Below are 12,391 nucleotides of genomic sequence, written 5' to 3'. Positions count from 1 at the left end.
CAGAACGGTTGACGAGGAGACCATGTGCGCAGTTTGGTATACCAAACCCCTCGCAGAGCAGTCCTCCTTCGTCCCCTTGCTCATGGAGGCCCCGTGTCCCTCGCCGACCGTGCCGCAACCACCGGCACCCCAGCGTTCGTCCCCGATCCCCGGCTCACCAACGAAGACCTCGCGCCCGCGAAGAAGCGCAACTGGAAGGTCTTCGACCTCTTCGCCATGTGGATGTCCGACGTCCACAACCTCGGCAACTACACCTTCGCCGCCGGACTGCTCTTCCTCGGGATGAACGTCTGGCAGATCTTCACGTCCCTGCTCGTCGGCTTCGTGATCATCTACATCGGCATGAACTGGATGGGGAAGATCGGGCAGCGCCACGGCGTCCCCTTCCCGGTCGTGAGCCGGATCGCCTTCGGTGTCTGGGGCGCCAACATCCCGGCGCTGATCAGGGCCGTGATCGCCATCATGTGGTACGGGATCCAGACCTACCTGGCCTCCGTCGCCGTCAACGTGATGCTGCTCGCGGCCTGGCCGGGCCTGGAGTCGTGGACGCACAACTCGTTCCTCGGGCTGGACGCGCTCGGCTGGGTCTCCTTCGTCGCGCTGTGGCTGGTCCAGGCGGCGATCATCAGCCGGGGCATGGAATCGGTCCGCAAGTTCCAGGACTTCTGCGGTCCGGCGATCTGGCTCGTGATGATCGCGCTGGCCGTGTGGATCCTCGCCAAGGCCGGCTGGACGATCTCGCTCACCTCCACCCCGCACCCGGTCTCCGTGGGCGAGCAGTGGCGCCAGTGGTTCGGCGCGATCGGCCTGGTCCTCGCCACGTACGGCACTCTGATGCTCAACTTCTGCGACTTCTCCCGCTTCTCGCCCGACTACAAGTCCGTCCGGCGCGGCAACTTCTGGGGTCTGCCCGTCAACTCCACGGCCTTCGTGATCGTGTCGGTCATCGTCACGGCGGGTGCGTTCGAGGTGTTCGGCAAGGAGATCACCGACCCGGCCTACCTCGTCGCCGAGATCGGCAACACATGGGTGCTGGTGCTGGGCGCGCTGACCTTCGCCATCGCCACCATGGGCGTCAACATCGTCGCCAACTTCGTCTCACCGGCGTACGACCTGGCCAACGTCTGGCCGCAGAAGATCACCTTCAAGGTCGGCGGCATGATCAGCACGGTCGCGGCCCTGCTCGTCACGCCCTGGAACCTCTTCTCCAACCCGACCGTCGTGAACTACTTCCTCGGCGGCCTCGGCGCCTTCCTCGGCCCGCTGTTCGGCGTGATCATGGTCGACTACTACTGGGTCAAGCGCGGCCGGGTGAACGTCGACGAACTGTTCGACGCCACGCCCGGCTCCCGCTACCACTACCGCAAGGGCGTCAACCCGAAGGCACTGTGGGCGTTCCTGCCGGCGGCCGGTGTCGCGGCCGTCCTCGCGCTGGTGAAGACCTTCAGCGACGCCGCCCCGTACTCCTGGTTCATCGGCACGGCCCTCGCGGCCGGGCTGTACGCGGCGCTGTGCCGCAGCGAACGTGCCGCCGAGCGCCCCGCCGTGGAGGTCTGAGAGACGTGCGGATCGTCGTCACCAACTGCAACACCACGCAGGAGATGACCGAGGAGATCGTACGAGGTGCCCGGGCCGCCGCAGGCCCGGGCACCGCCGTGACCGGGCTGACCCCGGCCTGGGGGCCACAGTCCGCGGAGGGCTGGCTCGACAGCTACCTGTCCGCCGCGGCCGTCCTGGACACGCTGCGCACGTACGACGGACCGCCGTACGACGCCGTCGTCATGGCCGGCTTCGGAGAGCACGGGCGCGAGGGCGTCCGGGAACTGGTGGACGTACCGGTCGTCGACATCACCGAGGCGGCCGCGCATCTGGCCTGTCTGCTGGGCCGCCGCTACGGCGTCGTCACCACGCTGGAAAGGTCCGTCGGCCAGATCGAGGACAGCCTGGAGACGGCGGGCGTGGCCCGGAACTGCGCCGCGATCGTCGGCACGGGCCTGAACGTGCTCGACCTCGGCGACGACGAGCGCACCGAGACGGCGTTCCTGGCCGCCGCCGAGCGGGCGTGCGCGGCAGGTGCCGAGGTACTGGTGCTGGGCTGCGCCGGGATGACGGGGCTGCAGCGGCTGGTGGGGGAGAAGCTGGGCCTGCCGGTCGTCGACGGGGTCGCCGCCGCGGTCAAACTGGCGGAATCGCTGGTGGCGCTGGGGCTGACGACGAGCCGCGCGGGGAGCTACGCCGAGCCGCTGGCGAAACGGAGGGTGTGGGGGCGGCCCGCACGGGACTAGGTGTCGCGGGGGTCATGCCGCGTCAGGCCGGGCCGTCGTCGAGTGTGACGTCGTCGCGATGTGCCCCGTAGAACGCCACCTGGCGGGTCATGACCTCCCGCATCGACGTGCCGCGCGGGATGCCGTAGACCGTGCCGGGGAAGTCCAGCGCCTCCTGCACCTGCCACAGTTCGTCGTGCTCGCCGGGGGCGAAGAGCCGGGCCCGGGGCGCCCCCGCCGCGATCCAGCCGATGGGCAGGACGGTGCCGGGCGGCAGCACGGAGTTGACGTGCAGCACGCTGTGGATCCGCAGTTCGGATCCGGCGCTCGCGACGGCGCCCGGGAAGACGCAGGCGCCGGTGGCGACGAAGACCTCGTCCTCCAGCGTCGCCCCGTTGACATGGGCGTGCGGGCCGACGAGCACGGCGTCACCGATCACCGCGGGGTGCCGGGCCCGTCCCCGCACCAGGGCGTTCTCCATGACGACGACGTCCGAGCCCACCCGCACCTCCCCGTCCTCGGCGGTGAGCACGGCCCCGTGCAGCACCCGGCTGCGCTCACCGAGGACGACGGCCCCGCACAGGACGGCCGTCGGGGCGACGTACGCGGACTCGGGGACGACGGGGCGCCGCCCGCGGTGCTCGATCAACATGGCGTTCTCCTCAGGCCTCAGGCCGGCGGCTCGCCGGGCACGACCGCTGTCGCCGTAATCTCCACCAGCTGTCCCGTGTACCCGAGGCACGCCACGCCGATGAGCGTCGACGAGTGCGGCCCGGTACTGAGCCCGGACGCCTCGACGACCTCCCAGACGGACGACAGCACGGCCGGCTCACCGCTCACGACGTACACGTCGGTCGCCACGACGTGCGCCAGGTCGCTGCCGACGGCCCGCAGTTGCTCGCGCAGGTTGTCGATCACCTGGTCGGCCTGCCGCACGGGATCCCCGGGGCCGACGAGCTCGCCGGCGGCGTCCAGCGGCACGGACCCGGCGAGGAAAGCGAGCCGCGTGCCGGCCTCCACGACGGAGGCGTGGGAGTAGGTGGGCGGCGGAAACAGGCTCGGGACAGTGACTCGCTGGATCACGGGGGTCTCCGATCTACCGGTGACGGATCTACCGGTGGCGGTCGAGGGCAACCCACCGATCATGCGAGGTTCAGCCCCGCGGCCGCACCCGTATTTCGGTTGCGCCCTCACCCGAGCGCTCCCCTACGCTTTCCGGGCATCACCCGCCGGCCCAGGAGCGACGCCCGTGCCCACCCGCCCGGACCAGACCTTCCTCGACACCACCGCCGACCGCCTCGCCGCCCTCCCCGCCGTCGAGGCCGTCACCCTCGGCGGCTCCCGCGCCCAGGGCACCGAACGCCCGGACAGCGACTGGGACATGGCGATCTACTACCGGGGAGCCTTCGATCCGGAGGACCTGCGGGCCGTCGGCTGGGAGGGCGAGGTCTCCGAGCTGGGCGCCTGGGGCGGCGGCGTCTTCAACGGCGGCGCCTGGCTGACCGTCGACGGCCGGCGCGTGGACGTGCACTACCGCGATCTCGACGTCGTCGCACACGAGGTGGCGGAAGCGGAAGAGGGCCGCTTCCGGGTCGAGCCGCTGATGTTCCACCTTGCGGGCATCCCGACGTACCTGCTCGTCGCCGAACTCGCCATCAACAAGGTGCTGCGCGGCGAACTGCCGCGCCCCGCGGCCTACCCCCCGGCCCTGCGCGAGACCGCTCCGGCCCACTGGCACGGCATGGCCACGGCCACCCTCGCGTACGCGAAGGCGGGCCACGCGCCCAAAGGCGCGGTCACCCAGGTCGCGGGCGCGATCGCCCTCGCGGCGACACAGGCGGCGCACGCGGTGCTGGCGGCACGGGGGGAGTGGGTCACCAACGAGAAGGGTCTCGTCGCGCGGGCGGGGCTGCGGGACGTGGACGCGCTCCTGGGCAGCACCCTCACCGGCGCTCCGGACGAGCTCGTGAAGAGGATCACAGACGTGGAGACGCTCCTGAACCAGGCCGTGGCGGCGGCGCGCAGCTGACCGGTAGTCGTACGGCCGTCGCCGATTGCGTTCCTGCCGATTGCGTTCATAAAGAATCCGGCTTTCCCGGACTCCGTCACGTTCCGGCAACCTTTCCTCCAGGAACCCCGCCTACTGTGGGCACCCATACCCCCGCCCCGGCCACCGTCGCCCGAAGGCCCACCCCTGCCCTCGACGAGTCGACAGGAGCCCCGTGTCCCGGTCCCGCCGTGCCTACCTCGCGTTGCCGCCCTGGCTCGCGCACGCCCTGCGCGCCCAGCGGGGGCCGGTGCCCTGGAGCGCGGTGACGCGGGGGGCCCTGTCGGCGGGGCCGCTGCTGCTGGTGGCCGTGCAGGTCGGGCGTACCTCGCTCGGGGTCGTCGCCGCCATCGCCGCCATGCTCGCCGGGATCAACGACCGGCCCGGGAGCCGGCGGGCCTCGGTCAAGCGGATCGGGGTGCCCGCACTGGGCGGTGCCCTGGGGCTGGTGGCCGGGACGTACGCCGGGCAGCAGACCGGCGCGGTCGTGCTGACGGTGATCCTCACGTTCGTCGGACTCGTCGCCGGGAGCATCAGCGCGATCGGGCCGGTCGCCTCCGCCGTGGGGACGCAGTTGCTCGTCGCCTCGGCGATCGGGGCCGGGATGCCCCTGCCGGAGGAGGGGTGGGAGCGTGCGCTCGCCTATGTCGCGGGCGCCGGGTGGCTGATCGTGCTCCGGCTCGTGCTGCCCACGCCCGGCTCCCTCGCCGGGGACTTCCGGTTCGACGGGGAGCGGAAAGCCGTCGCCGCCGTGTACGACGCCGTCGCGGGGCTGCTCGACGCCGTCGGCGGGCCCGAGGCCATGCGCCGCCGGGCCGCGCTCACCGCCGCCCTCGACCACGCGCAGGACGCCCTCGCCGGGCCCCGGCTGCGGCGGTACGCCTCCTCCTCCGCCGAGCGGCGGCTGCACGCGCAGTACGCCGCCGCTCTGCCCCTCGCCGAGGCCGCCACCGCGCTGGCGTGGGCCGGAGAGGCCGTCGCCGAGCGGGCCTCCGAAGGACCACGGCGGCTCGCCGCAGCCGTACGCGGCAACAGTCACACCGGGCCCCTGCCCGCGCCCTCCCGCTCCGCACCCGCCCTGCGCGCCCTCGACGACGCCCTCCTGCACGCGGCCGAGGTGTTCGACCAGGGCAGGGGCGGCGATCTGCACACCCGGCCCCGTACGCCCAGGGACCGGATGCGCGCGCTCTTCGGCAGCGCCGGTCGCGAGTACGGGCTGCGGGTCGCCCTCTGCTTCGGAGCCAGTTCGGCCGTCGCCCAGGCCCTGCACCAGGGCCAGTGGTACGGGCAGCACGAGCACTGGTACTGGCTGCCTGCCACCGCCGTCTTCCTCGTCAAGCCCGACCTGGGGCCGCTCGCCTCGCGGGTCCTGAACCGGGCCGCCGGGACCGTGCTCGGCGCCGTCGTCTTCGCCGGATTCGCCGCCGTCCTGCCCCGGCCCGAAGGGCTCATCGCGCTCGTCGCCCTCAGCGGAGCGCTCATCCCCGTCGCCACCCGGCACTTCGCCGCCCAGACCGCCGTCGTCACCGTCCTCGTCCTCGCCCTGGTCATGGTCGGCGGCGAGCCGCAGGCCTCCATGGGGCGGATCGGCGAGACGCTGCTGGCCTGCGCGATCGTGCTGATCACCGGGCACCTGCCGATGCCCGGACAGCGGGGCGGGGGAGTGCGCGCCCGGCTCGCCGCGGCGAGCGATGCGGCGTACGCCTACCTCACCCACGTACTCGACGAGGCCGACACCCCGCGCATCGGGCCGCCCGGCACGCCCTCCGAGCGCCCAGGCACGCCGTCCGAGCACCCAGGCACGCCCTCTGCACGCTCCGGCACGCCCGCCCAGTGCTCCCGGACTTCCTCCGGGCGCTCCGGCACGCCCTCTGGGCGCTCCCGGACTTCCGCCGAGCGCTCCCGCACTACCTCCGAGCGCCCCTTCACGCCCTCCGCCCCCCGCGCCACCCCCTCCGACCACCGCGCCACCCGCTGGACCCTGCGCCGCGAGGCCTACCGCACGCTCGCCGAGGCTCGGACGGCCATCTCCCTGTCCGCGCACGAACTGCCCGCCCTCGCCCGGCACACCGAGGGCGCGGACGAGGTGGCCGACCTTCTCGAACGCCTCGTCGACACCACCACCGCCTGTGCCGTCCACCTCGACGACACCGGACGGATCGGTCCCGAGCACACCGAGCGCCTCACCACCCTGCTCGGTGAACTCGCCGGACCGGGAGACCGGTTGGGGCTGCGGCTGCCCGGGACGCGCCGCGCCGGATGACCCCTCGGCCGGCCCTCGACCGACCCTCAATCCACCTTTCAACCGGCCCTCAACCGACCCGTATCCACACCGGCGCGTGGTCCGACCCGGGCGCGTCCCGCCGCTCCGAGGGGTCGGGGCCGATCGACGGCAGACCGGGCGGGCCGTCGCCGGGCAGGCCCGTGCCCGCCGCCGTCACCCGGTGCACCAGGCGGTGGCTCACCAGCACATGGTCGATCAGTTCGCGGCGCCCGGAGTTGACGCGGGAGTAGCGCTGCCCGGGCGGGATGAGCGGGGCCACGTCCCACAGCCGGGTCGCGTCGCCCCGGTCGGCCTGCTCGTAGCCCGGCGTGCCGATCTCGGAGCCGGGCGGGCCGAGCAGGATCTGGGTGGTCGCGGCCTGCACCTCGTCGTTGAGGTCGCCCAGTACGGCTACGTCCCTGCCCTGTCCGTCGCCGTGCAGGAGTTCGTCCGCGAGGGCGCGCAGGGCCGTCGCCTCGGCGGCCCGCCGGTACAGGGCGTAGGCGCCGTAGCGGGCCCGTTCCCCCTCGTCGCGCGGCTGGAAGCGGTCGTTCGGGTACGACAGCAGCTTCGACTTCAGATGACAGACGGCCACCCGCAGCGGCCCGCCCTCGGTCGCCTCGGCCTGCTCCACCTCCACGGCAAGGAAGCCCCGCCCCGCCCGCGTCACCGCCACCCCGGAGTCGTCCACCTGCACGGGCCGCAGCTCCGCCGGGAAGGCCGTCGTGTCGGCCAGCACCGTCATGGCCGTACGGCTCAGGAACCCGACCCGTATGCCCCGGCCGTCCGGATGCCCGGACAGGGCGAGATGCCAGTCGTCGTCGAGCATCCCGGCCAGGTCCTCCAGCGCCTCGGGGTCCCCGACCTCCTGCACGCCGAGCAGCGTCGGGTCGAGTTCCGTGATCACGGCGGCGAGCGCGGCGAGTTTGGCCTGGTACGCGGCCTCGTCCTTCGGGCCGTACGGGCCGCCGGGCCGGTAGAGGTTCTCCAGGTTCCAGGTGCCGAGGAGCATGCCGGGCTCCTTTCAGAAGCCGACAGGTCGGTCGTACGTTGGCGCGATGACGCCTTCCGCCGCGGGCAGTCCCGCCGACCTCATCATCAGCGCATGTACCGTCCTCGTGCACGACGATCAAGAGCGCATCGGGTTCGAGGAGGACGCCGCGATCGTCGTACGGAACGGTGTCGTCGAGGCCGTGACGACCACCGCCGCGGTCGCGGACCTGCCCGCCGCCGAGCGCCTCGACGCCCGGGGCCAGGTCGCCCTGCCCGGTCTGATCAACTGTCACACGCACGCGCCGATGGTCGCCCTGCGCGGTCTCGCCGAGGACCTGCCGACACAGGAGTGGTTCAACGACGTCGTCTGGCCCGTGGAATCCAACCTCACGGGCAAGGACGTCGAGTTGGGGGCGCGGCTCGCCTGCGCCGAGATGATCCGCGCCGGCGTCACGTGCTTCGCCGACCACTACTTCGCCATGGACGCGGTGGCGGACGTGGTCGCGGACTGCGGCATGCGGGCGCTGCTGGGGGAGGCCTACTTCTCCTCCCAGGGCCCCGAAGGCCGGGAGCGGTCACTGGAGTTCGCGCTGCGGTACCGCGGTTTCGCCGACGGCCGCGTCACCACCGCCCTCGCCCCGCACTCCCCTTACACGGTCGATGACACCGACCTCGCCGCCACCGCCCGGCTCGCCGGCGAACACGGCCTGCCCGTGCACCTCCACGCAGCCGAGAACCGCGACCAGACCGAGACCAGCCTCGCCCGCCACGGCGTCACCCCGGTCGAGGTCCTGGAACGCACCGGCGTCCTCGACACGGACGTGCTCCTGGCCCACGGCACCGGCATCGTCGACCGCGACCTGCCCGTCCTGGAACGGGCGGCGGGTCGTACGGCCGTCGCCACCGCGCCCCGCGGCTACCTCAAGTTCGCCTGGCCCGACACCACACCGATCCGCGCCCTGCGCGACATCGGCGTCGACGTCGGACTCGCCACCGACGGCGCCGCCTCCAACAACTCCCTCGACGTGTGGGAGTCGATGGCCCTGACATCCCTGGTCCAGAAGTCCTCCGAGGGCGACCCGCGCTGGCTGACCTCCCGCCAGGCCCTGCACCACGCCACCCTCCAGAGCGCGCGTGCCGTGGGACTGGGGGACAGCGTCGGCGGCATCGCTCCGGGGCGGCGGGCGGACATCGTCCTGGTCGACCTCACCGGGCCGCACACCCAGCCGGTCCACGACCTCGCCGCCACCCTCGTGCACAGCGCCCGCTCCGCCGACGTCCGCACCACGATCGTCGACGGACGGATCCTGATGCGCGACCGGACGCTGCTGACGATCGATGTGCCGGCGGTGGTACGGGAGCTGGAGCAGCGCCTGCCCGCCCTCGTCGACCGCAGCCACGGCCGACGCATCCAGGACTACGACACCTGACCGTCTGGACGGACTGCGACACCTGACCGTCTCGAAGGACCCTGACGAAAGTCCTTCCCTCCCCCGAGATTCCTTCCGGGGCAGCGATGAGTTCCGTCCCTCCCGCCGGTCACCACCCCGGACGGACCGTTGCCACAGGAGGGCCCATGTCGCTTCCGGAGATCGTCTCGCGTGAGGAGTGGCGCGCGGCGCGCGCGGAACTGCTGGTCAAGGAGAAGGCCGCCACCCGCGCGCGGGACGCGCTCAATGCCGAGCGGCGCGAACTGCCCATGGTGGAGGTCGACGAGGAGTACGTGTTCGAGGGCGGGGACGGCAAGGCCACCCTGCTCGACCTGTTCGAGGGCCGGCACCAGCTCGTCGTCTACCACTTCATGTTCGCGCCCGAGTGGGACGCCGGCTGCCGCAGCTGCTCCGCATTCCTGGACCAAGTGGGGCATCTCGCCCATCTCAACGCCCGTGGTACGTCGTTCGCGGCCGTGTCCCGGGCGCCGTACCCGAAGATCCTGCCGTTCAAGGCGCGGATGGGCTGGACGGTGCCCTGGTACTCGTCGTACGGCAGCGACTTCAACCACGACTTCGAGGTGACCCTCACGCGCGAGGGCGAGCTCGTCGAGCGCCCGGGCCTCAGCTGCTTCCTCCGGGACCGCGACCGGATCTTCCACACCTACTCGACGTACGAGCGCGGCCTCGACGGCCTCGGCTCGACCACCAGCCTGCTGGATCTCACCGCACTGGGCCGCCAGGAGGAGTGGGAGGAGCCCAAGGGGCGTGCATCAGCTCTTGGGGCGCCTGCGGGAAGTGAGCGCGTCCGCTATCACGATGAGTACGACGACTGATACGGAAAGTGAAAAGATAGACCAATCGGCTGAGAGTTTGGTCACACTCGGTGGTGAACGAGTGTCAACTACGTCTCAGAACCGTCACTTCGCGAGCCGTTCACCCCATGGTTGGCGTTTAACTCTACGAGTACAGCGCGACATGGAGGTGCAGGGTGAACGGGCGAACGGTGCTCGAGAGCTTTCCCGCCGGTGGGCCGCGTGGCTCCTGGCCGGCGGAGGAGTTCGCGCAGGCGCGGCGTCTGGAGGGCCTGCCTGCCGAGGTCGTCATGGATCTCGCCACGGACATGTTCCTGGTGATCGTGCGCAGCGGGGACGGTGCCGACGCGGCGGCCTGACACGTGCCGTGCCCCGAGGGGGCTCAGCCCGCCTTCGGTGACGGCACCTTCGGGACCGGCGCGACGGGCTGCACCGGCTGCACCGGCTGGACCGTCGTGGATGACGTGGCGAACTGCTCCGCCTGGAGCGCGTACAGCTCGGCGTAGAGACCGCCCGTCGCCAGCAGCTCGTCCGGAGTCCCGGACTCCACGAGCCGGCCCTGGTCCAGGACGTGCACCAGATCCGCGTGCCGTACGGACGCCAGCCGGTGCGTGATCAGGACGACCGTCTGGCCGCTGTCGGCCAGGGCACGGATCCGCTCGAAGACCTCCAGCTCGGCCCGGGCGTCCAGGGCCGCCGTCGGCTCGTCCACGATCAGGATGCGGCCCCTGCGGTAGGCCGCACGGGCGATGCCCAGCCGCTGCCACTGGCCGCCCGACAGTTCGTGCCCGCCGCTGAAGTTGCGGGCGAGCAGGGTGTCCAGCCCGCGCGGCAGGTCCTCGATCACCGTCTCGGCCCCGGCCTCGGCGATCGACGCGGCCAGCCGCTGCTCGCACACCGGCACCGACGTGCGCCCCAGGGCGACGTTCACCCGGGCCGTGAACGGCCACCGCTTGAAGTCCTGCGCCACCATCGCGATCCGCTCGGCCAGCCGGTGCCGGTCGGCGGTCGCCGCGTCCACCCCGTCCCACAGGATCCGCCCCTTCTCCGGGGTGTAGAGCCCGGCGAGCAGCTTGACCAGGGTCGTCTTGCCCGAGCCGTTCTCGCCGACCAGCGCCACGATCCGGCCCAGCGGGAGCGTGAGCGAGACGTCGTCGAGGGCGGGGCGGGCGGAGTCGCCCGGGTAACGGAACGTGACGTTCTCGAAGCGGATCTCGCGCGGGTTCTCCGGCAGCGGCAGGCCGCCCACCGGGATGGCCCGCTGGGCCGCCTCCGTGTACAGCCGTTGCAGGTCGCCGACGAAGAGGGCCTCCTCGTGCAGCGCGTTGACCTCCACCACGAGCGTGTCGAGGCTCTGCGAGCCGGTCCGGATCGCGATCACGGCCGTACCCGCCACCGACAGGGCCATCGCGCCCGCCAGCAGCAGCCCGCCGAGCGTCGCGTACGTCGCCACCGTCGCCAGGCCCGTCCACGCCGCCGCGATCAGGCCGGTACGGGCGGCGAGCCGGGCCAGCCGGGCCTGCTCGGCCTCCGCCGTCTCCGACATCGCGCGGAAGTGCCGCAGCAGGAACGCGCCCACCCCGTGCACCCGGATCTCGGGGGCCGCCTCGGGCTCGATCAGGAGGTTGCCGATCAGCCGGCCCGCCCGGGCGTGCTGCACCCAGGCGTGGAAGGACTCGTAGCGCCGCCGGGCCACGGTCAGCGCGCTCCAGGCGCTCGGCAGGGTCATCGTGACCAGCAGCGGCAGCAGCGCCGGATGCAGCACGGTCAGCACGCCTGCCGCCGCGACCAGCGAGATCATCGCGTTGATCACGCGGGTTCCGTAGGAGATCATCCGGCGCGCGGAGGCGGCGCCGTACTGCGCGGTGTCCAGCAACTTGTGGAAGGCGTGGTCCTCGATCGCGGCCAGTTCGACGGCCGCGGCTCGCTCCAGATACTGCTCGGTCGCCACCCGCTCCACCTTGGGCTCCAGCCGCCCGGTGGCGTAGGTGCTCGCGGCCCGCAGCAGCGCCGCGAGCAGCATCACGACGGCTACGGTGACCAGGGCGGGCAGGGCGCCGCGCAGCCGCTCCTCGATGGCGCCGCCGCCCATCAGCCGGGCCAGCACGCTGTTGACCGCGAGCAGCGCCACCGCCTGCGCCACGCCCCGGCCCGCCTCGGCGGCCAGCACGATCCGCGCGGCGCCCCGGTCGGCCTGCCGGGCGAGCCGCAGACTGGACGCCAGCAAGGACGGCAGCCGGGTGATCATGGCGCGGAAGTTCAGCTCCAGGAACGCGTCGGCGTGCTGGTTCCAGCCCATGTCGTAGCGCAGCGGCCCGCCGAAGAGCAGCCGCTCCGACTCGGACACCTCCGGCGCGGTCCGCTTCTTCGCCACCGTCGACCGACCTCCCTGCTCATGCCCCGCTCGTGGACGAACGGTCACTATGGCGGGGGCGGAGCCCGCCCGGGCAGGGCGCAGCCCGGGGCGCCGGAGGCGCGCGGGCGCACGAATCGGGCGGGGAAGGCATGAGGCGGCGCGGAGTCGCAGGGGTGGTGCCCAGGCCTCGACCGAGCCGTGTCCGGCGGGCTTGTCGGGCCCT

The 12,391-nt window shown here is 72.5% G+C and carries 11 protein-coding genes; 7 read left to right on the top strand and 4 right to left on the bottom strand.

All coding sequences use genetic code 11. The features are described 5' to 3' along the window. The first annotated feature begins 93 nt into the window (after positions 1 to 93). Together ACZ3I3_RS03110 and ACZ3I3_RS03105 are read left to right on the top strand one after the other, a co-directional pair. Positions 94 to 1,557, top strand: coding sequence for an NCS1 family nucleobase:cation symporter-1 (locus tag ACZ3I3_RS03110; RefSeq protein WP_467362081.1), 1,464 nt, complete (start codon positions 94 to 96; stop codon positions 1,555 to 1,557). Between the two features lie 5 nt (positions 1,558 to 1,562). Beyond that, positions 1,563 to 2,285: an aspartate/glutamate racemase family protein gene (locus ACZ3I3_RS03105; RefSeq protein ID WP_467362079.1), complete on the top strand. Its 723-nt coding sequence runs from the start codon at positions 1,563 to 1,565 to the stop codon at positions 2,283 to 2,285. A 22-nt stretch (positions 2,286 to 2,307) separates the two neighbouring features. On the opposite strand, the gene ACZ3I3_RS03100 is transcribed toward ACZ3I3_RS03105, so the two are convergent. Both ACZ3I3_RS03100 and ACZ3I3_RS03095 read right to left on the bottom strand, forming a co-directional pair. After that, on the bottom strand, positions 2,308 to 2,916 hold the full coding sequence (locus tag ACZ3I3_RS03100) for a gamma carbonic anhydrase family protein (protein ID WP_467362078.1): 609 nt from the start codon (positions 2,914 to 2,916) through the stop codon (positions 2,308 to 2,310). A 17-nt stretch (positions 2,917 to 2,933) separates the two neighbouring features. After that, entirely contained in the window at positions 2,934 to 3,347 is a 414-nt protein-coding gene (locus ACZ3I3_RS03095; RefSeq protein ID WP_467362076.1) for a RidA family protein, read from the bottom strand. A 166-nt stretch (positions 3,348 to 3,513) separates the two neighbouring features. On the opposite strand from ACZ3I3_RS03095, the gene ACZ3I3_RS03090 reads away from it, so the two are divergent. Together ACZ3I3_RS03090 and ACZ3I3_RS03085 are read left to right on the top strand one after the other, a co-directional pair. Beyond that, complete coding sequence (locus tag ACZ3I3_RS03090) at positions 3,514 to 4,293, top strand: nucleotidyltransferase family protein (protein ID WP_467362074.1); 780 nt, start codon at positions 3,514 to 3,516, stop codon at positions 4,291 to 4,293. 193 nt (positions 4,294 to 4,486) lie between these two features. After that, on the top strand, positions 4,487 to 6,574 hold the full coding sequence (locus ACZ3I3_RS03085) for an FUSC family protein (RefSeq protein ID WP_467362072.1): 2,088 nt from the start codon (positions 4,487 to 4,489) through the stop codon (positions 6,572 to 6,574). Between the two features lie 49 nt (positions 6,575 to 6,623). On the opposite strand, the gene ACZ3I3_RS03080 is transcribed toward ACZ3I3_RS03085, so the two are convergent. After that, the gene (locus ACZ3I3_RS03080; RefSeq protein ID WP_467362071.1) at positions 6,624 to 7,586 is read right to left on the bottom strand and encodes an endonuclease/exonuclease/phosphatase family protein; all 963 of its coding nucleotides are present in this window, start codon (positions 7,584 to 7,586) and stop codon (positions 6,624 to 6,626) included. Between the two features lie 46 nt (positions 7,587 to 7,632). Here ACZ3I3_RS03080 and ACZ3I3_RS03075 point away from each other — a divergent pair, with 46 nt between their 5' ends. The 3 genes from ACZ3I3_RS03075 to ACZ3I3_RS03065 all read left to right on the top strand — a co-directional run bounded on the left by ACZ3I3_RS03075 (position 7,633) and on the right by ACZ3I3_RS03065 (position 10,171). Beyond that, complete coding sequence (locus ACZ3I3_RS03075; protein ID WP_467362069.1) at positions 7,633 to 8,997, top strand: amidohydrolase; 1,365 nt, start codon at positions 7,633 to 7,635, stop codon at positions 8,995 to 8,997. Between the two features lie 146 nt (positions 8,998 to 9,143). Beyond that, positions 9,144 to 9,833 carry a DUF899 domain-containing protein gene (locus ACZ3I3_RS03070; RefSeq protein WP_467362067.1) on the top strand — a complete coding sequence of 230 codons (690 nt, stop codon included), beginning with the start codon at positions 9,144 to 9,146 and terminating at the stop codon, positions 9,831 to 9,833. Positions 9,834 to 9,988: 155 nt separating this feature from the next. Then, a complete protein-coding gene (locus ACZ3I3_RS03065) occupies positions 9,989 to 10,171 on the top strand; it encodes a hypothetical protein (protein ID WP_037674458.1) in 183 nt (60 codons plus the stop codon). 23 nt (positions 10,172 to 10,194) lie between these two features. On the opposite strand, the gene ACZ3I3_RS03060 is transcribed toward ACZ3I3_RS03065, so the two are convergent. Beyond that, the gene (locus ACZ3I3_RS03060) at positions 10,195 to 12,111 is read right to left on the bottom strand and encodes an ABC transporter ATP-binding protein (RefSeq protein ID WP_467362708.1); all 1,917 of its coding nucleotides are present in this window, start codon (positions 12,109 to 12,111) and stop codon (positions 10,195 to 10,197) included. Positions 12,112 to 12,391 lie beyond the last annotated feature (280 nt).

The organism is Streptomyces sp. NPDC016851, from assembly GCF_055562795.1.
The sequence above is the reverse complement of the archived record's forward strand: the minus strand, read 5'-3'. Positions and strand labels throughout refer to the sequence as shown.